The 25,783-nt window shown below is 40.1% G+C and carries 27 protein-coding genes and 1 tRNA gene; 1 reads left to right on the forward strand and 27 read right to left on the reverse strand.

What is annotated here, in order from left to right; translation table 11 throughout:
- Positions 1 to 60: 60 nt before the first annotated feature.
- The 19 genes from FV185_RS08725 to FV185_RS08815 all read right to left on the reverse strand — a co-directional run bounded on the left by FV185_RS08725 (position 61) and on the right by FV185_RS08815 (position 16,883).
- Positions 61 to 747, reverse strand: coding sequence for a response regulator transcription factor (locus FV185_RS08725; protein ID WP_067496588.1), 687 nt, complete (start codon positions 745 to 747; stop codon positions 61 to 63).
- Complete coding sequence (locus FV185_RS08730) at positions 732 to 2,567, reverse strand: sensor histidine kinase (protein ID WP_067496591.1); 1,836 nt, start codon at positions 2,565 to 2,567, stop codon at positions 732 to 734. Before FV185_RS08730 ends, FV185_RS08725 begins: the two co-directional genes overlap by 16 nt.
- Before the next feature lie 36 nt (positions 2,568 to 2,603).
- Positions 2,604 to 4,355 (reverse strand): ShlB/FhaC/HecB family hemolysin secretion/activation protein, encoded by a 1,752-nt coding sequence (locus tag FV185_RS08735; RefSeq protein WP_067496594.1) that lies wholly within the window; start codon positions 4,353 to 4,355, stop codon positions 2,604 to 2,606.
- A gap of 143 nt (positions 4,356 to 4,498) precedes the next feature.
- Positions 4,499 to 5,377: a hypothetical protein gene (locus FV185_RS08740; protein ID WP_156474229.1), complete on the reverse strand. Its 879-nt coding sequence runs from the start codon at positions 5,375 to 5,377 to the stop codon at positions 4,499 to 4,501.
- Between the two features lie 8 nt (positions 5,378 to 5,385).
- Complete coding sequence (locus FV185_RS08745; RefSeq protein ID WP_067496600.1) at positions 5,386 to 6,222, reverse strand: DUF4384 domain-containing protein; 837 nt, start codon at positions 6,220 to 6,222, stop codon at positions 5,386 to 5,388.
- Positions 6,212 to 7,936, reverse strand: coding sequence for a caspase family protein (locus FV185_RS08750; protein ID WP_067496604.1), 1,725 nt, complete (start codon positions 7,934 to 7,936; stop codon positions 6,212 to 6,214). Before FV185_RS08750 ends, FV185_RS08745 begins: the two co-directional genes overlap by 11 nt.
- Positions 7,937 to 8,266 (reverse strand): hypothetical protein, encoded by a 330-nt coding sequence (locus FV185_RS08755; RefSeq protein WP_067496608.1) that lies wholly within the window; start codon positions 8,264 to 8,266, stop codon positions 7,937 to 7,939.
- Between the two features lie 442 nt (positions 8,267 to 8,708).
- Positions 8,709 to 8,784: transfer RNA gene (locus FV185_RS08760), tRNA-Lys, on the reverse strand.
- Between the two features lie 58 nt (positions 8,785 to 8,842).
- Positions 8,843 to 9,757 carry a tol-pal system protein YbgF gene (gene ybgF / locus FV185_RS08765; RefSeq protein WP_067496611.1) on the reverse strand — a complete coding sequence of 305 codons (915 nt, stop codon included), beginning with the start codon at positions 9,755 to 9,757 and terminating at the stop codon, positions 8,843 to 8,845.
- Positions 9,758 to 9,761: 4 nt separating this feature from the next.
- Positions 9,762 to 10,259, reverse strand: coding sequence for a peptidoglycan-associated lipoprotein Pal (pal, locus tag FV185_RS08770; protein ID WP_067496614.1), 498 nt, complete (start codon positions 10,257 to 10,259; stop codon positions 9,762 to 9,764).
- Between the two features lie 101 nt (positions 10,260 to 10,360).
- Positions 10,361 to 11,638 (reverse strand): Tol-Pal system beta propeller repeat protein TolB, encoded by a 1,278-nt coding sequence (gene tolB / locus FV185_RS08775; RefSeq protein WP_067496617.1) that lies wholly within the window; start codon positions 11,636 to 11,638, stop codon positions 10,361 to 10,363.
- Positions 11,628 to 12,497: a cell envelope integrity protein TolA gene (locus tag FV185_RS08780; RefSeq protein ID WP_067496619.1), complete on the reverse strand. Its 870-nt coding sequence runs from the start codon at positions 12,495 to 12,497 to the stop codon at positions 11,628 to 11,630. The genes tolB and FV185_RS08780 overlap by 11 nt, the downstream gene beginning before the upstream one ends.
- A complete protein-coding gene (tolR, locus tag FV185_RS08785) occupies positions 12,497 to 12,907 on the reverse strand; it encodes a protein TolR (RefSeq protein WP_067496622.1) in 411 nt (136 codons plus the stop codon). Before tolR ends, FV185_RS08780 begins: the two co-directional genes overlap by 1 nt.
- A gap of 3 nt (positions 12,908 to 12,910) precedes the next feature.
- The gene (gene tolQ, locus FV185_RS08790; protein ID WP_067496625.1) at positions 12,911 to 13,594 is read right to left on the reverse strand and encodes a protein TolQ; all 684 of its coding nucleotides are present in this window, start codon (positions 13,592 to 13,594) and stop codon (positions 12,911 to 12,913) included.
- Positions 13,591 to 14,013 (reverse strand): tol-pal system-associated acyl-CoA thioesterase, encoded by a 423-nt coding sequence (gene ybgC / locus FV185_RS08795; protein WP_269446650.1) that lies wholly within the window; start codon positions 14,011 to 14,013, stop codon positions 13,591 to 13,593. The genes tolQ and ybgC overlap by 4 nt, the downstream gene beginning before the upstream one ends.
- Positions 14,013 to 15,020, reverse strand: coding sequence for a Holliday junction branch migration DNA helicase RuvB (gene ruvB / locus FV185_RS08800; protein ID WP_067496628.1), 1,008 nt, complete (start codon positions 15,018 to 15,020; stop codon positions 14,013 to 14,015). Before ruvB ends, ybgC begins: the two co-directional genes overlap by 1 nt.
- Positions 15,017 to 15,613: a Holliday junction branch migration protein RuvA gene (gene ruvA, locus FV185_RS08805; RefSeq protein WP_067496771.1), complete on the reverse strand. Its 597-nt coding sequence runs from the start codon at positions 15,611 to 15,613 to the stop codon at positions 15,017 to 15,019. The genes ruvB and ruvA overlap by 4 nt, the downstream gene beginning before the upstream one ends.
- Positions 15,610 to 16,137, reverse strand: a complete 528-nt coding sequence (gene ruvC, locus FV185_RS08810; RefSeq protein WP_082787107.1) for a crossover junction endodeoxyribonuclease RuvC — start codon at positions 16,135 to 16,137, stop codon at positions 15,610 to 15,612. The genes ruvA and ruvC overlap by 4 nt, the downstream gene beginning before the upstream one ends.
- A 17-nt stretch (positions 16,138 to 16,154) precedes the next feature.
- On the reverse strand, positions 16,155 to 16,883 hold the full coding sequence (locus tag FV185_RS08815; RefSeq protein WP_067496774.1) for a YebC/PmpR family DNA-binding transcriptional regulator: 729 nt from the start codon (positions 16,881 to 16,883) through the stop codon (positions 16,155 to 16,157).
- Between the two features lie 131 nt (positions 16,884 to 17,014).
- Here FV185_RS08815 and slmA point away from each other — a divergent pair, with 131 nt between their 5' ends.
- Positions 17,015 to 17,587: a nucleoid occlusion factor SlmA gene (gene slmA / locus FV185_RS08820; protein WP_067496634.1), complete on the forward strand. Its 573-nt coding sequence runs from the start codon at positions 17,015 to 17,017 to the stop codon at positions 17,585 to 17,587.
- A gap of 100 nt (positions 17,588 to 17,687) precedes the next feature.
- Here slmA and dksA read toward each other — a convergent pair whose 3' ends face one another.
- From dksA to FV185_RS08860, 8 genes are all read right to left on the reverse strand, one after another.
- Positions 17,688 to 18,107 (reverse strand): RNA polymerase-binding protein DksA, encoded by a 420-nt coding sequence (gene dksA, locus FV185_RS08825; protein ID WP_067496637.1) that lies wholly within the window; start codon positions 18,105 to 18,107, stop codon positions 17,688 to 17,690.
- 81 nt (positions 18,108 to 18,188) lie between these two features.
- Positions 18,189 to 20,312 (reverse strand): polyribonucleotide nucleotidyltransferase, encoded by a 2,124-nt coding sequence (pnp, locus tag FV185_RS08830; RefSeq protein ID WP_067496641.1) that lies wholly within the window; start codon positions 20,310 to 20,312, stop codon positions 18,189 to 18,191.
- A gap of 94 nt (positions 20,313 to 20,406) precedes the next feature.
- On the reverse strand, positions 20,407 to 20,676 hold the full coding sequence (rpsO, locus tag FV185_RS08835) for a 30S ribosomal protein S15 (RefSeq protein ID WP_067496643.1): 270 nt from the start codon (positions 20,674 to 20,676) through the stop codon (positions 20,407 to 20,409).
- A 167-nt stretch (positions 20,677 to 20,843) separates the two neighbouring features.
- Entirely contained in the window at positions 20,844 to 22,100 is a 1,257-nt protein-coding gene (locus FV185_RS08840; protein ID WP_067496647.1) for a type II toxin-antitoxin system HipA family toxin, read from the reverse strand.
- Positions 22,100 to 22,408 (reverse strand): helix-turn-helix domain-containing protein, encoded by a 309-nt coding sequence (locus tag FV185_RS08845; protein WP_067496650.1) that lies wholly within the window; start codon positions 22,406 to 22,408, stop codon positions 22,100 to 22,102. The genes FV185_RS08840 and FV185_RS08845 overlap by 1 nt, the downstream gene beginning before the upstream one ends.
- A gap of 96 nt (positions 22,409 to 22,504) precedes the next feature.
- On the reverse strand, positions 22,505 to 24,205 hold the full coding sequence (ggt, locus tag FV185_RS08850) for a gamma-glutamyltransferase (RefSeq protein ID WP_067496653.1): 1,701 nt from the start codon (positions 24,203 to 24,205) through the stop codon (positions 22,505 to 22,507).
- A gap of 137 nt (positions 24,206 to 24,342) precedes the next feature.
- Positions 24,343 to 25,092: a CDP-diacylglycerol--serine O-phosphatidyltransferase gene (pssA, locus tag FV185_RS08855; protein WP_067496777.1), complete on the reverse strand. Its 750-nt coding sequence runs from the start codon at positions 25,090 to 25,092 to the stop codon at positions 24,343 to 24,345.
- A gap of 41 nt (positions 25,093 to 25,133) precedes the next feature.
- Positions 25,134 to 25,781, reverse strand: a complete 648-nt coding sequence (locus FV185_RS08860) for a phosphatidylserine decarboxylase (RefSeq protein WP_067496656.1) — start codon at positions 25,779 to 25,781, stop codon at positions 25,134 to 25,136.
- Between the last annotated feature and the right edge of the window lie 2 nt (positions 25,782 to 25,783).

The following is a 25,783-nucleotide window of genomic DNA, read 5'->3' on the forward strand; positions in this document are numbered from 1 at the left end:
ATAAATTTGAGCAATCCAATTAGCACTAAAAGTTAATTAATTTAAATCCAGCTAACCAATCTAGATAACTTTGATAGATACAGTCAATTGGTATCCTTCACCACGAATAGCTTTTAAACAATCAGGAAGCGCACCTGCTTCAATTAGTTTTTTTCTAAGACGTGTAATTTGTACTTCGAGCGTAGATTTAGAACGATCATCTACCTCCTTACCGGTAACCTCTAACAATCGAAAGTAAGGTAAACGATGCGATTCTGATTCTGCCAACGATTTTAATGTTGCTGTTTCTTCTTGATTAAGATTAATAACTTCCTTACCTTTAAGAAACATCTTTCTAACATCTAAAATTATTTGGTCTTTAGAAAAAACGCGGCTTTTAATGCGCCTTTCAATTGTCTTAATCGTAGCCAATAGCTCATCTTGAGAAATGGGTTTAGATAAATAAATATCTGCACCTTGGTTATATCCGTTTATTCTATCTTTTTCAGTGCGTCTTGCTGTGAGCATGATAATAAATAAGTTAGGATTTACATCTTTAGTTCTTAATGCAATACTTAAACCATCTTCTCCAGGAAGGTTAAGATCTAAAATTAATAAATCAAAATGGTTTTTTGCACTTAATTCATCAAATGCTTCTGCGCAGTCCGCCTCAAAAACTGAGTAACCTTGTGTTCGTAAACCACATGCAATCAACTCTCTTAAGTCCTGATTGTCTTCAATTAGTGCAATAGTTAGATTGGTATCCATACCTCAAAAGCTACCTTATTATTTTTATGACTAAACTCAATCTCACCATTAAGAAGATTAACCAGTGAGTGAACTAAATATAGACCAAGACCTGTACCTGGAACTCTTGATGCTTTAGTATTTCTATAATATTTTTTAAACACAAAATCAACATCGGGGATCCCTGCAATACCAACGTCATTGGTAACGGAGAAATAATATCGCTGATCTTTAATCCTTGAGCTAACCTTAATAGGAGAATCTACTTGTGAATACTTTAATGCGTTCTCTAGTAAATTATTAAAGATTAATTTTAAAAGAGAAAGGTCTGATGAAATAACAATTGCGCTTTCCTGTGTGAAAACAAATCGGTCAAACTTATTTGTTGCTGCAATTAATTCAGTGATTAACTGATTAATATTTATCTTTGTAAAATGTAGAGTGATTGAATCACTATCTAATTTGTCGCACTCTACAATACGATTTATCAACTCATCAATATTGTTGATTGCGCGATTGGCATACCCCTCTACTTCGCTATGTTTTAAGTGACGATCAACAGCCAATTTTAATACAGACAGCGGAGTCTTAATTTCATGTACCAGTATAGACATGAGCTGTTTTTGTTGATTATGGGCCCATTTTTCTTTCTCATGCTCTAAGGAGAGTCGGTTTAATTTTGCTTCTATAGACAAATTACGATCATAAACTAATTTTAGTAATAAAATTGTAGACAGAAAGCCATTACCCAAGTTGGCATACAAACTCCATATTGACGCATTTCTTAAACCATAAAATGGCATTAAACCAAATGTGAGGGCTGGTCCGACAATAAAATAAATAACAGCAACGCTTAATGTATAAGTTTTTTCTTTTCGTAAAAAATAATCAATCGGCACAGCAACTAACAATATACCTACGATAATTACAATTAGTACATTATATTTGAGTGCCAATTGCTGGTAGCCTAATATATATAGAATTATCAATATACAATCCCATATTATAAAAAGGGTAATCCCTTGTACAAATAGTTTATTTTTAATTTCTTGTTGTATAAACTCTCGGTGAAATAAGAGTCCAAATAAAACACTAAATAAAACTGATAAGCTTGTTACTTTATCGTTAATTAACGCTGAGCCTGGTAATAAATAGTGACCACCTAATCCTTCAATAAATAGTACAAATAAAAACTCTACTAAAATCATCAAAACAAAGAAGAAAATGGTTTTTTCACGAAATCGAAAAAGCATAAATAGAGACCAAATCGATGTCATTAGAATCATTGCAAGATAAGCACTTAAAATAAGATCCCTAGCACTTTCACTTTCAAGTAGTTCTTTTTCATTTATGATTTCCGTTGAAATCAAACTAGTACTGGTAGTAGTTAATTTTATATAAATATCAGACTGGTTAAGACGTGGATCTACCTTAATTGCAAACGCTGTTACTGGATAATCAAAAGCCTCGTAGTTATGACGGTCACCTACTTTGTTAACTAGCCATTGATGGTTAATGTGTTGATAAACTTCTATATTGTCCAAATAAGTTGGCAGTATACGAATAGCTAATTGTTGCGTTATAGGGAGACTGACACGTAAACGAATCCATAAAGGATAACCTATATATCCTTTATTAATTAACTGTGATTGATAGCCTGTAAATAATTGCTTATTAATATCAGCTATAGTAAAGCTATTGGTTTTATCAACCAAATAAGCACGATCAATGATGTAATTTGATTTAGAAAAACTATATTTAGGTAGAAACAATAAAAAAAGGGCTACGAGCCCTAAAAATAACCACCCATTGTATTTTAGACTTCTAATATGTATTGACATGGGTGGTATTCATTATTTATTTTCAACAAATAAGTTTTAAAAAGGTAACATCGCTGACATCCAAAATTGATTATAAATCAATGAACCAGCTTGATCTAAACCAGTTGTAGTTGGATTTGGATTACCGCCAATACGATGTGACCATATTAGCTTGAGTAATGACTTATAAGGTCCAATATACGTTGCCATTAAACCATAACCACTTAAATGATATGCATTCACGAGATTTAATGCTTGCCCAGATGCAGAGTAGTTATTTTTATTTTGTGAAACCATACCATTATCTAAAAAACCTGCAAACTGCAGTCGATTATTAACCTGTTTTCTTAATTCTAAATTTTCTATATAACCCACATCTCCACCACCTTCACTCAAAGGATATGCTCTAACACCAGTTGGTCCACCTAAATATAGTTTTTCAGAGGGATCTAAGTTTTTATTGGCAAATTGTCCTTGAAAAGAAAAATACATTGAGTAATCTTGCGTTAATGTTTGCGTTCTATTGAGCGCCAATCTTAAGCGCTGATAACCACCATTCGTTTGTGCATTCAATGAATCAGATACAAAGTTTGGTGAATTAGCCAAATCAACACTACCAATACCATAATTTAACGATGTTACTGTTGTACCACCACCTAACCAGTCGTCCGTTTTAACTTCAGTTAAACCAATCGTATATACCTGAATGGTGTAATCACTACTTGGTACAAACCCTCCCGTAGAACTGAGATATTGGTTATTAAAATACTTGTAATCGAAGGTACTGGTAAGTGTCAGATTATAAGATTGTGTTCTAACTAACGGATATTGCGTATCCAATCCATATGTTGATGAAAGACCTTTAGGTTGAGTTGCTACGAAGTCTGAAGTAATTAAGTGATAATTTAAATGACTGGTATTAACACCCAATCTCCATCCGTCATATCCCAAAGGTAATGCGTATTCTAGTCGACCGTACTGACTACCATCAGTGTATAAACCAGATAGGCTAACTAGATCACCAATCCCTGTTGGACTTGCTATCAATAAATCAGCCAAAGCTCTGTTTTGACCAGTTGCTCGAGATCCCCAATTATCAATTGTTACATCACCTGATAGAAGAGGCTTATCACGAGCGTCAACCGCAACTTTAGTTTCTCCTTCAACATCTCCAGGGACCAAGTTACCTTGAGCCTCTACACCGGGAAGATCATTGGTAATAAGAATTGCACGATCAAGTTTTTGTAATGACAAGGGTTGCGTTACCTGTTGACCGTTACCCATGAAGCTTTCTAGGACATCAGGATTAACTCGGTGTAAGTTATTTTCTATTCTCTCAGGAAGTAAAATTCCACCGTATTTAGCCTCATCTACCTCTATTGTAATAACACCATCAGTAACATCCTGTTTAGGTAAACGAGCAACGGCCAGGTACCCTTTATTTCTATAGAAAGTAGATACTTCTGCTGCTACGTTTTGCAAATCCTCAATAGTCAACTCTTTACCAATATATTGCTTAACAATACCAGCAAGTTCATCTTGAGTAAATAAATGGTTACCTTTGAAACGAAAACCCTTTACCATAACTTTGGCTGTGGATTTCTGAATCTCTTTGGGAGCTGGTTTAACTTCTGGAGTAGTTGGCAACACCTGTTGAGGTTGTAGTTGCTCAATTTGCCTTAATATAGATCCAGCTGATGGAGTACCTAAGGGAAGAGGATCTGTTGTATTACCGGCTAAGGCAAAATCAGACAAAAAAATACTCGTTAAAACAACCGTAAGTTGTGATTTTCTATAGAAAAAAGACATACCAACCTCAATTTAATTTTATTTTGAGGCTGATTGTCTAGATATCCATAAGAAAAGTCAAATAATTTTTAAATAACAAATAAATTTTCTTTATTTTTCAAAGTATTACAAAAAAACTACATTTTATTTTTACACCTTATAAATCAAAGAGATGTTTGATTGACTCCTCCCTTTATAGACGAATTGTCAGGAAAGGTTGATGGCGCAGGTCTTGATGGCATCAATTCAGGAGCTGGAATAGGATTAGGCTTAACAGGTGTTACTGTTCCAATATTAATATCAGATGAAGAACTATTTGAAGACGATCCTGTTGTTGCGTTTTGACTTGTTTGTTCTTGATTAGAACCGACCTGATTTGATTGTTGCTGTTGTTTTTGTATTTGATCAATTTGCTGTGAATTTTGATGTTGTCCTTGTTTTACGCCATTTACTTCAGCCTCTAATTCCTGAAATGCTTTAGATTCACGTACTTTTGAATCCAAAACCGCATCATGCTTAGCTTTTTCTACGATAATACGGTTAGCTTCACCCAAGGGATAACGTATTAATACAAATGTGCGATAACCATTAAGTTGTTGCTGTACTTCTTTTTTCTCTATGACGTAACCTGCAATGTCTGCTCCATTAACTAGCTCTGAAGCGACTTTCTCTACTTCACGCACTAATACAGGATCATTGGCAGTCCCCGTCTCTCTCGCAAAAGATTTAAACTTCATACTCACTTTATCACTGAGTTGACTGGCAATCTCCCCTTTAGCATCTACTGCCGCTTTCTCTATCGAGAATTGTAAGTCTCTAGAAAATGCTGTAGCAACACCATAGATGGCATCATTGGCTACGGGTGGTTTTAAATACCAACTAGGCGCATTATCTAAGGTTTGCGTGGCAGCCCTACTTTGTTCCTTATAGGTATGTTCAGCTTGTTCTTGTGCATATTCTGCCGTACCGTATTTAGGGCCACAGGCACTAAGTAACACGGCGGAACCTGTAAGTAACATAATTAATAATTGTCGATTCATCATCTTCTCCCTTACTGAGCCTGTTGAGGGACCATAATCTGAAACCCTCGTTTAAATAAACGTACTTGATCGATAGGTAGTTCTGCTAATTTGTTTCTGAATTCATCAAATGAATAATGATCCTGCCAAGCAATAGGGTTTTGTGACACCACGACCATGACATACTCATCAAGTACTCGGCGATTTGCCGGGATCCTGTCAGGTAAATCCACACGCCAATGATCATATTGTTTACTTGGTAGGGTTAACTCATGACTTACGTGATTGTTCTGTTCCATCTTGTTCGGAAAAATTCTTGTTACTTGTTCTGCTTCTTTCTCATAAGGAATCCAATTAAATACAGTCAAATAAACCGGTTGCTGTGGTGCTATTTGAAGAGTTAACTCTTCTCCTGGACGATAAATAGATTGGTTGAGTGATACCATAGAGTCTAGTGCTGGATTATTTACTCCAGGTATAACGCTGACTTGAGCAGTAATGTTCACTTCGCAACGACGTTTACCTAGCTCATCACTGACCACTTGTTTGATCACATGTAATGATTGGATATCTCCACCAATTTGCGACCACGTCAATTTATTCAGTAAACATTGCGTTGCTGCATCCCCACTCTTTTCATTCTCACTACACATCATGGTTTCATCTTGACTAAAACGCTCACCACCCACGTTTCTTAAAGCATCTAATTTGGCGGCCTCAAGGGCTGCTTGGCAGGCACTGGCTTCAGAGGTCTCTGGACCAAAGTAATACACTCCATTTCCTTCTTCGTTCTTTGACCACGCATATTGAACTGAACACAGCAACAGAAGAGCAATAATACTTTTTCTAAGTTGGTTGTTATTGTCCATAAATTATTACCTCATTTATATTGCCTATTACCACAGGGGTCTGCTCTAGTCCCTGACGAATTGACTCTTTACTAACATGTTGCTCAACATATTGATAAAGTTCTTCTGCAGTAATATTGTGGTCATGATTAATGTCAGCATCTCCTTGCATACCACGCATCAAGTAATAAGAAAAAATACCATGCTGCGCACTCACTGATACACCAGACAATTGGTCTCCCTTTGATGAACTAAAAATAGTGACATCTTTAGGTGGTGCCTCTAGATCGGAGTACACCATAATAGGGCGCATTGCTGACAGTAATGTATTACCCGTTTTAGTTCGGCCTGAATAACAACTGTCTAAAAACAAGGTTAATGATGAAGGTTGATAACTTTCTATAATGTTAATTAATTGATTTTGTGAAATAGCAGTATCTTCAAGTAGTGACACATTGGTATCAACAGGTAATAAATATCTCTTTTTTCCATCAAAGGATGCAAGGCCATGCCCAGAATAATACACATATACTTTTGTCGAACCGTGATTCACTTCTGCAGCAAGCCAATTTTTAAGTGTTAATAGAATATTACTTCGGCTTGCCTCCCCTCCTGTTAACAATTTTATTTTTTCTGGCGCAACACCAAGCCCTCTTACTGCATAATCATAAAAGCTTCTCGCATCGTTATCTGAAAACTCTGACTGCGGTAATTGGGTATATTGTTGTGCTCCAATGATTATCGCTACTGCGTCCTGTCTTTTAGCTAGCGGCACTTGCTGAGGATTTAATGCTGGTAACTCTACACCTGCATTACTAACAGTACGATGTACCAAATACTGTTTAGTGAAATGATGTTGTTCACTATCTTGGGCATAAACATCCACATAACTATCACCTACAGGTACATAGCGGGTTATGGATAAATTAACTTGGTTTTGTGTGTTTATTTCCTGACCATTGATTCTTAATAAAGATATGGGCAATTGATTGATGGCACTAATTGTTAAGGCAACATTTCCTAAAGGATCAACCTGACTTATATTAACTTGTAATGGTAAGGTGTTATTAACAGGTGGTAGCGCAGAAGGCAATAAACCTAAGTTTACTAAATTATTTTGAGCTAAACGCTTTGCTTCACTATTTTGTTGTTGATCAACTGCTCTTTGTAACCAATACTGCGCTTGCAATGGATCCATAGCAACACCTCGTCCTGTAGCGTAAGCCCAACCCAAGTTGTTTTCTGCCATAGGCTCATTTTGCTCAGCAGCTTTCTTCCACCATTGAGTTGCCTCTTGATCACTTTGGATCACTCCCATTCCTTGACTATAGAGTGTTCCTAAGATGTTTTGCGCTTTAGGTAGTCCTGCAACAGCAGCTTTAGTCATCCACAGTGCTTGTGTTTGTAAATCAGTTTTACCTAATTCGCCAGAACCAAACAATACCGCAAGATTATATTGAGCAGAAGCCAAATTCTGTTGTGCTGCTAATAAAAACCATTTCTCTGCTTCTTGGCTATTTTTTTCAACTGCTAATCCCTGGCGATATAAAAATCCGATGGCATTTTGGCAATCACGATTACCACGAGTCGCTGAGTCAATACATTGTTGATAGGCTTTGGGATAATCATGTTGTAAAAATGCTTGTTTAGATTCCATGTAGCCTGCAAGTGCGGAGTTGTTTATTCCCCACAAAACCATTAAAAATGATAAAGATGTTGAGTTTAGTTTTATCATTTAATACTCCAAACTCTGATCTGATCCGATTGGAGAAGTCGTGGTGTTAGGCTGATTGATTTTTTGTACTTCCTTTTGATTCACGTTACCAGGCGTTTGGTCTTCAATAGGAGGTGATGCTTTAGCACTACTATCCCCGGTAAAGAGATATATCAACAGTCCAGCCACTAATACGCCTGCGATAGCTAATCCCGCTCCCCCGCCACCCCCTCCACCTCCACCACTGGAAGAAGTTGAGTCATGGGCGATAACTTGACCGCCATCTGCAAAAACTGATGTATGTGTTGATAAAAAAACAACAGTCAACAAAGCAATTAAGATACGTTTCATTATAAGCACGTTAATTTATGTGAATTTTTCCCATATTTCACATGAGTTTACCAAGTAATGCAAGTTATTTTTATTTTTTTAAATAATAAAACCAGTATTAAATTAAGAACCTTAACCTATGCTTAAGGACAACTTTAAAGCTAACAATTAACTACGGTAATCACTCTGGGGTTTGTACAGTTTAGATGACGTACAAATATTGTGTAATCGACTGAATACAGTTTTATATATATAAAACAATTATTATTTTGGATTGTAGAGATCAGTCTGGTCAAACCAATGATATTAAAACAGCGAAAATTAGCCAAGCCATTATAGGATTAAAACTGCTCCCTTAAAAGAGAAAGAGCCAAAGAACCTGGAACTGGTAAAAGGAATAAGAGTGTGTAGTAAGTGTATAGTAAAAGAAAAAGCGGGCAATTGCCCGCTAATCTTTGTTATTTGGTGGGTCGGGCGAGACTCGAACTCGCGACCAACGGATTAAAAGTCCGCTGCTCTACCGACTGAGCTACCGACCCTCAAAATCAATCCAAAATTTTAGCTCGACTTAGGGTCTCTAGTCAAATAAAAAATACATTATTGATGATGTTTTTTAAGCTTTGCCGCTGCATCGCTATCTGGATATTTGGTTTCTAATTGATGTTCAACGCTTTTTGCTTTACTTGTATCACCTAACGCTTTGTAAGCGCGGGATAAGTTAAGCATTGCATCAGGGACTTTACTTGAATTGGGGTAGTCTTTAATAACACGTTTATTTACTAATACCGCTTCTTTATAATTTTTCAGAACGATATCGTTCAAACCAATCCAAAAAAGTGCATTGGGTACTTTTTCATCATCTGGATTAGCAATAATAAAGGCTTTAAGTAGTTTAACTGACTGCTCATAGTTGCCTGCATTAAAGGCATTTAACCCACTATCGTAACTCGGTCCCTTTTGAGCTGGCGCTTCTTTTATTTTACTTTCATTACTACTGGCTTTGTCAGCTGCAGCCTTATCGTCTTTTTTTCCATCAGCAGATTTTGTCTCACTATTGGTAGGATTAGCATCTGCCAATACTTTATCTGTTTTAGTTGCTTTTACTTCGTCACCAGGCTTGGCTGATTTGCTGGTATTAGCTTGAGGATTTCCGCCTTCAAGCACTTTTAGACGTGAATCAAGATCAAGATAGAGCTCTTGGTTTCTTTTGGTTATTTGATCTAACCGATTGTTAAGTTCATCTAACTTACCTTTCATTTCCGCCAAACTTTGCGTCATATGATCAAACTGACTAACCATATCTGGCAGATTTTGATTGGCTGACTCCATTCGGCCAACACGATCTAATAAATCCTGTACCTCTTTATTGAGGTTATTTTGTACTGCTTTAATGTCAGCTAACTGCTGATCATCAGAAAAAATACCTGCCCAAGCACTGTTAATGCTCAGAAAAATAAAAACAATAGCCCCGAGAAACCTCGGGGCTAGAGCTGTATAACGAACCGCTTTCAACTAATTACTCACCACGGTAAACGATGTCGGTACGACGGTTTTCAGCCCAAGCTGCTTTGTTATGACCTGGGTTACGTGGTTTTTCTTTACCAAAAGAAATGGTATCAATTTGGTTGGCGCTAACACCACTTGCCATCATTAGTTTTTTAACGCTATCAGCACGACGTTGACCTAAAGCCAAGTTGTATTCACGGCTACCGCGCTCATCGCAGTTACCTTGTAAGGTAACGTGAGCAGCTTTGTGGCTGGTCAAGAAGTTAGAATGAGCATTTACGATAGGAGCATATTGCTCTTTAACAGCAAATTTGTCGAAATCATAATATACGCTACGTTGACCTAACGCACCGCCTACACCTTTGGCTGGGAACAATGCTTCAGCTGCAGTATTGGTATTTGCAGCTTCAGTTTTAGAACCGGTATCAGCGGTTGGTGCTGGGGTTGGGGTTGAGCTACATGCAGCTAATGCACCAGTCATAGCTAGAGCTAACATTAATTTTTTCATAATTATCCTCAGGTTGTTTGTTTAAAGTGAAATAAGCTTACAAAAAAAACCATTATAAATCAAAATTTTCTACAAGTGTAACGCACAATAACAATTTTGGTTTACTCGAAAGGGCCCCATACGGGTTCATACACATCCCCTTTGGTGGTTGCCAAGGACTGGCGGCTTCGTCCATCACTACTGACAATAGCCAACTCACCTCTCTCATGAATCCTTGTGGCGTATAGAATATACTGCCCATTAGGAGCAAAAGTAGGAGATTCATCCAAATCTGTATCAGTCATAATTTGACTGGTATTGGTACCCAAATCCATTTGCATTACATGAAATGACCCTTGATCACGTTCAATATAAACCATCTTTCTACCATCTGGACTTAATCGTGGTGAAACACAATAAGTACTACCGTAAGTTAAACGAGTTGCATCCCCCCCATTAACTGGGATGCGGTAAATTTGAGCATTACCCCCACGATCTGAGGTGAAATAAATAGATTGCCCATCAGGGGAAAAGGTTGGTTCGGTATCTATACTTTCGCTGTAGGTAATACGCTTTGGATAGCCTCTTCCGTCTGATGGAATTAAATACATTTGAGCAATACCTTCCTTAGACAACACCACTGCTAAATATTTTCCATCAGGAGACCAGGCAGGAGCACTATTATTACCACGGTACTTAGCAACAATGACTCTTTTTCCGGTAGCTAAAGTTTGAATCACAACCATAGGCCTACCGAGCTCAAAGGTCACATAAGCAATCTTTTTTCCATCAGGTGACCAACGTGGTGAAATAATCGGCGCTTTGGCACTTAAAATAGTGATTTCATTATACCCATCACTATCAGCAATTTTTAATGCCCTCAATTCACCTTGTTGTTCTACATAAGCTATTTTGGTACTAAAAATCCCTCTAATGCCTGTTACATCCTCATAAATCACATCTGCGATATGATGCGCCAATGCGCGATATTGGTTGGGAGTACCTGTAAAAGATAACGCTTTACGAGATACTTGACCGTTTACATCCCATAATCTAAAAGACACTTGGAACTGACCATTACCCGTTGAGGTCACGCTGCCATCAACCAAATATTGCGCATTACGAGACTTCCAATCAGCCCAGGCAATGTTGGGTGAATCAGGAGCGATTGGTTTCACTTCAGTGGCATCTATTACTGAAAAAATACCAGAGCGTTTCAAGTCAGCTCTTACTACATCAGTTAAGCCTTTACCTAAATTTTGTTCATCCACAAAATTTAGTACCGCTATTGGATACTGCTGGGCACCCTCTGTAGTGATATCAAGGGCAAGCTCCGCATGGGCCTCAGTAAAACATAATGCCAATACAATTAACACACAACGAAGTAGTTTATTTTTCATGGGTAAAGTTGAGTTCCATATCTCTAAATTGTCGACGCAATTTTACGTCATTTGGCAATGGTAGTGGTTGAGATCGATCAATCCCATCCAATACCGCCTGATCATATGCTGGATTACCACTAGCATGAGTAATCACTTTATTTAAAACTGTGCCATCAGGTAAAACTGTAATTTTAACTACCGTAGTGCTTCCTTTGGGCACAGTCAAAGGGACTTTTGTATGATGTTTAATTTTAGCAATAATCGCCAATTTAAATGCATCCAATTGTACTTCTTGCTCTGCAGCCTGCTGAGCGGCGGCGGCTGCAGCTTTTTTCTCTTCTAATGCTTTAATCTTTGCTGCAGCGGCTTTTGCTTTCTGACGCTTTTGATCATCAAGAAGTTCTTTTCTGGCTTCCTCTTGTTCTTGTTTAAGCATTTCTTTCATTTGTTTTTCATGCGCTGCTTTTTTCGCCTTTGCTTCTTCAGCTTTTTTCTTTTTCTTTAACGCAATATCACTATTTTCCTCTTTAACATCCACTTTGGGCGGCGTAGTAACTTGCTTTTGTGGCACCACTTTTTCAGGCACGGGTTTAGGCTGAGGAGGAATAGGTTTGGGTGGCTCAGGCTTAGGGGGCTCAGGTTTAGGGTGAGGCTGAGGCGGTTCAGGTTGAGGCTGAAGTGTAGGATGACGACTACCTGGCTCTTCTGGTTTTGGTAAATCAGTCCATATCTCAGCCTGGAATGTTCCGCTCACAGAACGATGCCAAGACACACCAAAGATTAAAAATACAATAAATGCAGCATGAACCAATAAAGCCAATATCAGTGACTTGGTTTTATCTTGATCAACTGAAGAACGTGAAACTGATCGCTGCATCAAAGTGCCTTAGGAGTAGCTAGTAGACCAATATGTTTGACCTGAGCTTGTTTGAGAATATCCATCACTTTGAGAACTTCTTGGTAACGGATATTTTTGTCAGCAGCAATCACAACCGGACGATTAGCATTGGTTTTTTGCAAATCAGTAATTTTTGCAGCTAAATCTCCTCGCGCAATGGTTACCTCTCCAGAACCATCATAAATAAGGCTCACATCGCCATTGAGGTGGAGGTTGACTTGGATAGGAGTGGCAGGGGTGGCCATACTCTGCCCCACACTAGGTAAATCTATTTGCCCAGGATTAATCATGGGGGCTGTAACCATAAAAATGATTAACAACACCAACATCACATCAATGTAGGGCACCACATTGATTTGGTTCATTAAACGACGGGGTTTACGCAACATGGATTATTTTCCTTGTTGAATTTGTCGTTGCAAAATATTAGAAAATTCTTCCATAAAGCTCTCAAAACGAATGGCCAAACGATCAACTTCGTGAGCGTAACGGTTATACGCTATCACAGCAGGAATAGCAGCAAACAATCCCATGGCAGTGGTAACTAAGGCCTCTGAAATACCTGGTGCCACACTAGCTAAGGTTGCTTGACCTACGTTTGATAAACCACGAAACGCATTCATGATCCCCCATACCGTTCCAAACAAGCCTACGTAGGGACTAACTGATCCCACAGAGGCTAGAAAAGCAAGCCCATACTCAAGCATATCCATTTCTCGTTGAAAGGTGGCTTTCATGGCACGTCCCACACTACTTGTGACCATTGCTGGATCAGCATAACCTGCTTTTAAGTGACGCATAAATTCACGAAAGCCTGCTTCAAAAATCTTATCTAGAGAACCACTGTAGCGATCAGAAGAGACTCGTTGATACAGCGCATTTAAATCTTTAGCTGCCCAAAACTCTTCTTCAAATAAAGTCGTATCCTGTTTGGCACGCTTTAGCATGAACATTTTTCTAAAAATAGATGTCCAAGAAAATAGTGAAGCTAACAACAATAGCGCCATTACAATCTGTACTAACACACTGGCATTAGTTACCAGAGACATCAAAGATATATCCGTTGTTACGTTCACAGTATCACTCCTAAAGCTTGTTTCATTGAATCGGGCACATTAATTGATTTGAAGGTTTCTGTCGAGACACTGACTACCCGCACCAATGCTCTAGATAACTCTTGTTCGCCACGCCATACTCGCTGATCAAAGGTAAGTAACCCACGGTCAAGTGATACAAGCTCTGCACCGACAGTTAATAAATCAGCTAGTATAGCAGGGGCTAAATATTTAATTTCAATTGATCGCACAACAAATAACAATTGATGCTGTTCTTTTAGAGTATGCGGATCAAACCCTCTTTCTCTTAACCACTCAGATCGAGCACGTTCCATAAAACGTAAATAGTTGGCGTGATAAACCACTCCACCTGCATCGGTATCTTCATAATACACACGACAGGACAGTGTTGTTATTTTATGTGTTGAATCAGTCATCATTATTTATCCAACAGAATGCCTAAATGGTTGTAAGCCAGAGGGGTTGCCACTCGACCTCGAGGTGTGCGTTGTAAAAATCCTTGCTGTATTAGGTAAGGTTCCAAGACATCTTCAATAGTATCTCGTGCCTCACCTAATGCTGCAGCCAAATTATCCACCCCCACAGGACCACCGGCGAACTTTTCAATAATAAGAGTTAATAGTTTGGCATCCATGATATCTAAACCCTGCGTATCCACTTCAAGCAATGTTAATGCCTGTTGGGCAACCGACAAATCAACCACACCACGCGCTTTAACTTCTGCAAAATCTCTCACTCGTTTTAATAAACGATTGGCAATACGTGGGGTACCGCGAGAACGACTTGCCAACTCTTTAACACTCACCTCATCAATATTCATCTGCATTAATTGAGATGATCGGCCAACAATTTTCGCTAAGTCGGTTGTATTATAAAATTCAAGGCGCGCCACAATACCAAAGCGATCACGTAACGGATTAGTTAACATACCAGCGCGCGTTGTCGCTCCTACTAGGGTAAAGGGAGGTAAATCAATTTTTACAGAACGGGCTGCAGGTCCTTCACCGATCATAATATCAATTTGATAGTCTTCCATTGCAGGATATAGGATCTCTTCCACCACAGGACTTAAGCGGTGAATTTCATCTATAAATAATACATCCCCCGCTTCCAAATTAGTCAACAAAGCGGCCAAGTCCCCAGCTCTCTCTAAAACAGGGCCAGAAGTTTGTCTTAACTGCACGCCCATTTCATGAGCAATAATATGTGCAAGAGTGGTTTTCCCCAGACCAGGTGGGCCAAACAACAAGGTATGATCGAGTGCTTCCCCCCTTAATTTAGCCGCCTCTATAAAAATAGAGAGTTGCTCACGAACCTTGTGCTGACCAATATAATCATTGAGCTGTTTTGGGCGTAGAGCGCGATCAAGCATGTCCTCATCACGCGACTGACTTTTTGCATCTAACAATCGTTCTGATTCAATCACCGTGTGCCTCCTGTGCGCATTAACAATTTAAGCGTCGCTCGAATTCCCTCTTCAACAGAAGATACATCGTTAACCTGTTCGATAACTTTGGTCGCTTCCCGCTCTTGATAACCTAAAGCCAATAAAGCCTCAATAACTTCGTCTTTAACAGAGGGCGTGTATATGGTAGGGGATGCTGTTAACTCAGCAAATTTCACTACACTTTGCTTAAGTTCTAGCATTAAGCGCTCAGCTGTTTTCTTGCCCACTCCAGGAATATGCGTCAGTCTCACATGATCTTGCGTTAAAATTGCTCGATGCAACTCTTCAACGGAAAGACCTGAGAGTACGCTCAAAGCCAGTTTGGGCCCTACTCCAGTAATTTTTAATAACTGTCGAAACCATTGACGCTCAAGATCAGTATAAAAACCATATAATAATTGGGCATCTTCCCGCACCACGTGATGAATAAGTAAGGTAACACTTTGATTAAGTGGTGGCAGTTGATAGAAGGTACTCATGGGTACATCAACTTCGTATCCCACTCCCGCCACATCAATCATTATTTGTGGTGGCTTAGTCTCAATCAGAACCCCTTGCAGACGGCCAATCATTGTTTCACCCATCGACCATGACGCCAGCTCATGCCTTGTAAACGATTAGGAAGTGTTGGGTTAGCTTGTTCATGAGCATGTCTGATAGCGCAAGCCAAGGCGTCAGCAGGATCAGTCGCAGGTCGTTTGGGCAATTGTAATAGTCGCATAACCATTTCTTGAATTTGTGCTTTTTGGGCGTGGCCATAGCCTACCACCCCTTGTTTAATTTGTAACGCAGTGTATTCAGCAACAGGGAGGTGATGATGAACCGCCGCAGCAATAGCCACCCCTCTGGCCTGCCCTAACAATAACGTTGATTTTGGATTAATGTTGACAAACACACTTTCAATTGCCACCTGATGAGGTTGATATTCCTCAATAACCTGACACACTCCTTCGAAAATAACTTTTAGTCGTTCAGGTAGCGTGTCAGTAACCGTTTTTATAGTACCGCTAGCAACATAGGTCATGTGTGATCGTTGTTGATCGATCACACCAAAACCTGTGTTTCTCAAACCAGGATCAAGTCCTAAAATACGAATCGGGTTTTCTCCCCTTGTTATTCATCAACGATCACAGCCGTCGTATAGACAGCCTGAACATCATCCAAATTCTCAAGTGCATCGAGTAATTTTTGCATTTTAACTGCATCATCACCGGTTAATTCCGTTTCATTTGCGGGTTTCATCGTGACTTCAGCAAACTCTGCAGTAATACCTGCCTTTTCTAACGCGCCTTTGATCTGTGAAAACTCATATGGCGGAGTAATCACCTCAATACTTCCATCATCATTAGTCACTACATCTAGCGCACCTGTATCAAGAGCAATTTCCATAACGAGATTTTCATCCGTACCTGGAGCATACATTAACTGCCCACAATGAGTAAAAAGGAAAGCAACTGATCCATCTGTACCCAAGTTACCACCGTGTTTAGTGAAAGCATGACGTACATCAGCAACAGTTCTAACTCGATTATCTGTTAAGCAGTCCACCATGACTGCAGCACCATTAATTCCGTATCCTTCGTAGCGTACCTCTTCATAATTGACGCCTTCTAAATCACCAGAGCCGCGCTTAATTGCTCGCTCAATGGTGTCTTTCGGCATGTTTTGGTCATAGGCTTTATCCACAGCCAAACGTAACCTAGGGTTAGTAGATAAGTCTCCTCCACCTAACCGTGCTGCAACCGTAATCTCTTTAATTAGACGTGTAAAAATTTTGCCACGTTTTGCATCTGCCGCTGCTTTTTTATGCTTAATATTGGCCCATTTAGAATGTCCTGCCACAATTGCCACCATCTAAAATATCAAAACAGTATTTTAACATGGATGTTCAATTTGACACCCTGTTAAAAAACTCTAAACGCTTTTCCTGTGATACCATGCCACAATAAATAACTAATTCGTGACAGTTTATTATGAGTGGCGAAAGACGCAATCAAATTCTCCAAGCGCTAGCTAGTATTTTAGAGCAACCCCTGCTAGCTAAAACCACCACAGCATATTTAGCTGAAAAACTAAATTTGTCTGAAGCGGCACTCTATAGACACTTTGCCAGTAAAGCACAAATGTTTGAAGGGTTAATTGAGTTTATTGAAGAAACACTCTTTACCCGCATGAATCGAATCATTGAAGAGCAGCCTCAGCCACTCAATCAAATTGAATCCATTCTGACTTTACTGCTCGCATTTGCTGAAAAAAACCCTGGTATGACACGGGTATTAATTGGTGACGCTCTGGTTCATGAGAACGATCGCTTACAAGTACGCGTTAATCAAGTTCATGACCGAATAGAGGCCACACTAAGACAGGCGATACGATTACGCTTTACTGAACTTAACCAATTGACTACTCCACAACCCTCAATTCATGCCAACACATTAATGTGTATTATTATTGGCCGTTGGCATCAATTCGCCAAAACAGGATTCAAACGTCGACCTCTTGAAGGATGGGATGAACAGTGGCGACAACTAAATAGAATTCTTTAAACCAAATTAGTTTAACCATTATCCGACTTCGATGACCAATAAAAAACCCTGCTTAAATTAGACAGGGTTTTTTATTTAGTACAACAAAGAAAGCCAGTAACTATTTGGCAACTTGACGTTCACGCATTTCTTCAAGCTGTTTACAGTCAATACATAAACTTGCCGTGGGACGAGCCTGTAAGCGATTCAAACCAATTTCCACCCCGCAACTGGCGCAGTAACCATAATCTCCTGCTTCAATTTTAGCGATGGTTTCATCGATTTTTTTAATCAATTTACGCTCTCTATCACGGTTACGTAACTCTAAGGCCATGTCGGATTCTTGACTAGCACGGTCATTAGGATCAGCAAACACAGTGGCCTCATCCTGCATGGTATGAACCGTACGATCAATATCCTGACTCAACTCAGATTTCCAGTCCTCAAGGAGAGCCTGGAAATGCTCAAGCTGCTTTTTGTTCATGTAGCTTTCGCCCTTTTTGGGTACGTAGGGCTTAAATTGTTTTAATGTTTCAGCCATAACCTTGAACTCATTTTTATGTTAATCAAGTTAACTCACTATTCTAAAGAATTAGTCTAACACAGCAAATTGAAAGCTGTGTTACACCCCTTCTTCTTGAGTAGGCTCTGGTGCAACAGGAGGTTCCACCAATGCCTTCATACTCAAGCGCAAGCGTCCCTTCTCATCAGCCTCTAGTACTTTCACTTTAACCTGCTGTCCTTCTTTCAAGTAATCACCCACTGCATTAACACGCTCGTGAGCAATTTGAGAAATATGCAACAAACCATCGCGTCCTGGTAATACACTGACTATAGCACCAAAATCTAACAACTTAAGAACAGTCCCTTCATATACATGACCCACTTCTACTTCCGCTGTTAAATCTTGAATACGTTTTTTCGCTAACTCACCTGCTTCACCATTTACACAGGCGATACTAACAGTACCATCATCCTGAATCTCAATAGTGGTTCCAGTCTCTTCTGTTAGAGCACGAATCACTGCCCCGCCCTTACCAATCACATCACGAATTTTTTCTGGATTGATTTTCATGGTAATGATACGTGGTGCAAAACTAGATAACTCCTCACGCACACTGGGTACAGCTTGCTTCATAATGCCTAAAATGTGCATACGTGCTTCCTTAGCTTGCGCTAGGGCCACTTGCATGATCTCTTTGGTAATACCGGTGATTTTGATATCCATTTGCAGGGCTGTGACACCACTATCCGTTCCTGCTACTTTAAAATCCATATCACCTAAGTGATCTTCATCGCCCAAGATATCTGTTAATACAGCAAAACGATTGCCTTCTTTAATCAAACCCATGGCTACACCAGCTGTATGCGCTTTAACAGGAACGCCTGCATCCATTAATGCAAGGGAGCCACCGCATACTGAGGCCATAGAACTTGAACCATTTGATTCGGTGATTTCTGACACCACGCGCATGGTATAGGAGAAATCTTCAGGTTTAGGTAGCGTTGCCACAAGAGCGCGTTTTGCGAGACGACCATGTCCAATTTCACGACGCTTAGGACTACCCACACGTCCTGTTTCTCCAGTGGAGTAAGGTGGGAAGTTATAATGCAACATAAAACGTTCTTTATATTCACCTTGAACGGCATCGATAATTTGTTCATCTTTGGCGGTCCCAAGGGTAGCAATAACTAAAGCTTGTGTTTCTCCACGGGTAAATAAAGCTGAGCCGTGGGTACGAGGTAACACTCCAACACGTACAGTAATTGGACGAACAGTTCTGGTATCACGTCCATCGATACGTGGTTCACCATCTAAAATCTGACCGCGCACGATACGCGCTTCAAGATCACCAAACAATGTTTTAATACGGTTTTCGGTATCAGCATCAGCACCTTCTGCTAACAATGCTGTTAAAGCCTTTTCACGTAACTCGCCAATTCTCGTGTTTCTCTCTTGCTTTGCGCGGATACGATAAGCTACTCTCAAGTCTTCTTTAACCAAAGCCTCTAACTGACTAATTAGTGCTTCATCTTTTGGTGCCGCTTGCCAATCCCAATCATCACGACCAGCCTCTTGAGCCAACTCATTAATTGCTTGGATTGCTGCCTGCATTTGTTCATGACCAAATACCACTGCACCTAACATCACATCTTCCGGTAATTCATTGGCTTCTGACTCAACCATCAAAACAGCATCTTTAGTCCCTGCTACAACCAAGTCCATTTGTGACTGAGGTAATTCGCTAGCTAATGGGTTTAGCACATACTGGCCATTGATATAACCGACACGGGCGGCACCAATAGGTCCATTAAATGGAATACCTGCTAGAGCCACAGCAGCAGAGGCACCAATCATGGAAGGAATATCGGGATCAATTTCATTGTTACTGGACATTACAGTAGCAATAATCTGCACTTCGTTATAAAACCCTTCTGGAAACAAGGGACGCAATGGACGATCAATTAAACGTGATGTCAGCGTTTCTTTTTCTGTTGGACGTCCTTCGCGCTTAAAGAAGCCACCAGGAATTCTACCGCCTGCATAAAAGCGCTCTTGATAGTCAACTGTTAAAGGGAAAAAATCTTGACCAGGTTTAGCTGATTTTTGTGCAACACAAGTAACAAGTACCACTGTATCGTCTACGCTGATCATCACAGCGCCATCGGCTTGGCGAGCAATCTCACCTGTTTCAAGTGTTACCTGATGACGACCCCACTGAAATGTTTTTGTGACTTTATTCACAGGACAATCCTCCTGAATGCTGAATTAAAATTAAAACGCGGTGTACCTTAGTGAGGCAACACCGCGTTTATCAATGATTGGGAAAGAATCCCAATTACTTACGAATACCTAAACGACCGATCAATTGACGATAGCCGTCAACGTTCTTACGCTTAAAATAATCAAGCAAACTACGACGTTGGCTCACGAGCTTGAGCAAACCACGACGTGAATGATGATCTTTAACATGTGATTTAAAATGCTCAGTCAACTGATTGATGCGGTTGGTTAACAACGCGATCTGAACTTCAGGTGACCCAGTATCATTAGGGGCACGACGGTAATCTGCCATGATTTGTGCTTTTTCTGCTGCACTGCTTGCCATGGATATCTCCAAACTGTATTAACTTTATAAGAAAGCTTTGCATTATACGTCTAAAACATACTTTTTTGCAAACTAATGATTAGGTTCGATTTTCTCACTTATTTACGGGACTTAAAAAGGTTTTTTCTTTTCCGATTATGAGAAAGCCCTAATTTAGCTCATTCTGTTTAACTTAAAAGATAACTATTTTTCTTAATTATTGCGCTAATACGTTTGGCTGTATTGCGCCGAACCGGATAATTCAAGAAAAGTCCAATCTGGTCATGGATGATATTAATAATACGATCAATAGTATGTTGCGCGAAGCGTTGCGTTAATCCTGAATTCAGCGCCAAGTCAATAATATGCTGACGTGTTGGCTGCCTACTTTCACCTTCGATATCCATCTGATGATGTCCATTGATTCCTGTGTTAAATGTTAAATCATAAGCAGGAGAGAGCGTCCAATTTCCGCGACTATCCATTAAATAGCTAAAGTTCTTAGTGTGATCATCGCGATTATTCATGCATACATTAAAAACGCAACGTATAAATGCATTTTGTACTTCAACTTCACTCTTAGTCAAAAAACGTGTTGTGCGCAAAAACGTGCTATAGCTACAATCAGGTACACGAAAATTTGCATGCAATACGCCAGCCAGACTATGCATAGGCACACGTGTCTCACCATGACGATCAAAACGACGTATTAACAGGGCGCTTAGTTTATTGTTGATGGAAAAAAAATGGTTCTCAGGAACAACCAGATTACAAAGTTGCGCTACATGTAAATATGCTGCCTCAAGCGCACTGACTTCTTTATGTTCATTTTGTCCAGGAAACTTAACTAGCCAAGGCTCAGAACCAACAAAAGGATGAGTGCTCATCGCCTTTGTTGCAGGTGAATAATACACAAGGGCTTTCGGTCTCGCCCCTTGTGGCGATCCACCCATTAGCGCTAACTCCTTGAGAATTACAGTATCCCTGTCTTGTTGTACATTCACAACTGCCTTAGCAAGATCCACCATATTTAAATCTATAAGGTTGCTATCGAGACCCATACTAGGTTGGTAAGTTAAGGCTCCCATAGTATGCTGCCCTAAAAAAGCCAATCGCTCCAAGGGGTGGATTAAATGGGATTCTCGATTATGATAACGTTTAAAATATCGATCTATTAGCAGCATTCCCCAGCCATCTGGCAAGCTATCGGTGAATAACCCCGCCAACTGAAAAGGTTGATCTTTAAAACTAAAAGTTTGGCTTGATAAAGGTAAATGACGAGGAGAGAATTCCAAACCATGGGCTAGCGCTTCCTTAGAATATTCAAACAAAGTCTGCTTTCTATCTGAGATAAGTGTACCAAGCGGCCAGCTCTCACCCCAACCTTGATATTGAACCGTCAGTTTATAAAGCTTATCACCTGTCTTAATAGACACCATAGTCATTAGGATTTCTTTTTCGCAACACGTTTACGATCTTTTAATGCATGGTATTGCTCTAAGGCATTAATTGTCACATCTTTAGTTTGCGCCAAAATATCTAATTCTTGAATCGCGCCAAGAGCTGTCATCAAACGAATAAAAGTACTGAGCGTTGCCCCCTCACCCTGCTCAAAGCGTTGCAATGTGGCGATACCAACACCAGCTTTTAAAGCCAACTCTGACTGAGTCAAGCTTTTGGCTATACGTAATTTCGCTAAACGTTGACCAAGCTCCACTCTGATTTCTGATTCAGTTGAAAAATAAAAGTCCATACCAGCATTATATCATTTTTGATGTTTATAATTCATTTTAATTACTTAAAAAATCAATAATGATTTTTTAAAATGGTATAGGCTGTTAAATTGTCTTTATTGATATCCGACCGTTCCATCGCGTCTTGGGTCTGCAGCCCCCCAATAACTCTTATGCTCCTCATCGAACCCCACTGCTTGAACAGACCCCTGCGCTTCAGGATTAATTGTAAATTGATGTCCTAACTGCTCTAGATCTGCTTTAAGTTGCTGCGGAAAGTTTTTTTCAATAAAGGTTAAGCCGCTACCATTCATGACTGCGTAACGAGGTGTATCAATAACCTGTTGCGGAATGTCATGTAGATCAAGTAATCCTTGGCTAACCTGTACGAGAGTACTGATTATAGTCGGCCCACCTGGAGAGCCATAGGCCAATAGCCAATGACCTTTGTGAAATACCATAATAGGAGACATACTACTGCGCGGGCGAAGTCCCGCTTTAACTTGATTAGGTGACGCCTTACCGTTAGGTAGAGTAGGATTGGCATCAAAATCAGTTAATTCGTTATTCAAGAAAAACCCATATTGTGGCACCCATAATCCACTACCCCACAATTGCTCAACAGTACTCGTGCAACTCACCACATTACCCTCTTTATCAACAATTGAAAAATGGGTGGTATTAGTTCCACTTGGTGTGGGTGGTAATACAGTGTGAACTGGCAACTGTCCTTCCACTAACAAACGTGAGCGCTGCGCTAAAAATGAACGATTGAGTACTTGCGTTGGATCAATAAGCATTTGTTGAGGATCACCAAAATAATCGGCTCGATCCTGGAAAGCCAATGACAACGCTTGTAATGACATATGGTCTCGATACAGCGCATCATGCCAATTGTTTTTGGTGGCGTAGGATTCGAGTAAACCCAATGTTTCAAATAAAGTGCTGGCTCCAGATGAAGGAGGGGGCATCCCTACAATATGATAATCACGGTAATTGAAACTCAACACTTTTCTGAAATAAACGTGATAGTGATCAAGATCATTTAAGGTCATCCGCCCCCAACCTGCCGGCCCCATACTTGAGTGGCGTTGAGTGCTGACAATAGCCTGAGCAATCTCTCCTTTATAAAAAGGATCGATCCCTTCTTTTGCAATCAACTCAAATGCGTGAGCCAGTTCTGGCTGAACTAAACGTTGTCCTACATGTAAAGGTGTTCCATCTTGATTAAAAAACCGCTCTTTTGCCTCTTTGGACAGCGTTGCTCGTGAATCCTTTAATGCTCCCGCCAAATAGGGGGTAACAATAAACCCCTCAGCAGCCAAATGAATTGCAGGTTGTAACACTTGACCTAAAGACAACTTACCCCATTGAGAGACAATAGCGTTAAATCCTGCCAAGGTTCCTGGGACGCCCACGCTAATTCCACTTGTTGAATTTTGTGCAAAGCTATGACCCATAAATTGATCAGGAGTGGCCATCAGAGGAGCAGATTCTCTGGCATCAATAGCGTAGACTTGATGAGTTTTGGCAAGATACACCAAAATAAATGCGCCACCACCAATACCTGAAGATTGGGGTTCCACTACATTTAATGCAAACTGAACAGCTGCGGCGGCATCAATGGCATTACCCCCAGAGCGCAAGACAGATAGACCCGCTTGTGTTGCAAGGGGATGAGAAGTAGATACAACACCATCTAATGAATCAGCGTGAACCGTGATTGAAAGAACTGTCACTATCTGCAACAAAGCAATAACAAAAAAATTCTTTATAAAAATCAGTCTGTTAAAAATATTTAAACGGATTGGTTTCATGGTTTCGTTATAAATATTTACAATTAAGTTAATGGAAAAAGAGGTTTTTTAAAGTCACCTCTGTTATTGTAATAGGGCAGACAGTGAAATCAGAGCTATAAGTTAAGGACAATTTGTAACCCAAGTTGTCCTTTTTTTTAACTGTTAGCTTGTTTTTGTTGTTGTCTACTTATCCAGCCTTTAATGGAAACCACATAGCCTGAAACGGCGTAGATCAAAAAGAAACCCCACAGTACGCGGGCTTGATCAATACTAACCACAACAAAACCCAACAAAATCAACAGTACAGCCCAAAAAGGGACGCTACGTCTTAAATTTAAGTCTTTAAAACTGTAAAAACGAACGTTAGACACCATAGACAAACCGGCAAATACAGTTAACGCCCATACTAACCATGCGATTTTTCCACCAGGAACCTGATAACTGGCATCCATAACCCACACCATTCCTGATAACAGTGCCGCAGCAGCAGGGCTTGGCAGACCAGTAAACCAGCGTTTATCTGCTACCCCTAATTGAGTATTAAAGCGCGCTAAACGAAGAGCTGCTCCTGCACAGTAAACAAAAGCAGCAATCCAACCAAGCTTACCTAAACCACGCAAAGACCATTCATATATCACTAACGAAGGTGCTGCACCAAAAGACACCATATCAGAGAGAGAGTCATATTCTGCACCAAACGCACTCTGCGTGTGCGTTAAACGGGCTACTCGACCATCTAATCCATCAAATATCATGGCAATGAAAATGGCCTCGGCTGCCATCTCAAAGTGTCCGTTCATACCTTGGACGATAGCAAAGAATCCGGCAAACAATGCAGCAGTAGTGAATAAATTAGGTAATAAATAGATACCGCGACGACGCGAGGCGCGCTCTTTCAAAGACATATTCAGATACGCCTGAGAGTGCTCTTCTTGTTCCTCCACGCTTACTCTCCCCATTGAGCTAATATGGTACTACCTGCCCATACTCTATCACCAATAGCAACCTTAATGACAGAATTTGTCGGTAAATACAAATCAACTCGAGAACCAAAGCGAATGAAACCGTAACGCTGTCCAGGTAAAAGACTCTGGCCAACATTGACATAACAAAGTATTCGGCGTGCAATTAACCCTGCCACTTGAACACAGGATAAGCGCTTACCATTTTCAGCTCGGATAACGAGCGCATTGCGCTCATTGGCTTCAGAGGCTTTATCTAGATCTGCATTCACAAATGCGCCAGGAAAATAACGAATCTCTTCAACCACCCCAGATACAGGGCTGCGATTTGAATGCACATTAAATACATTCATGAATACACTCACTTTAATAGCGTCACATTGAAGATAGGGATCACGGCAAGGCATAACAGCAACAATACGACCATCTGCAGGTGAGATGATGCCAGGCTCACTTGGTAGCTCACGCGCTGGATCTCTAAAAAACTGTACTACAAATAGTAAAATCAAATAGAGAGGCAACGCCACAACCCACCCAAAATAATGAGTAGTAAAGAGCGAAAGAAGGGCGACACCCACAATATAGGGCCACCCTTCGCGAGCAATAATAGGGTAAGGGTAAGGTGCTTTCAAGG

Origin of the sequence: Ferrovum sp. PN-J185, from assembly GCF_001581925.1 — a bacterium.
Taxonomy (GTDB): Bacteria; Pseudomonadota; Gammaproteobacteria; order Burkholderiales; family Ferrovaceae; genus PN-J185.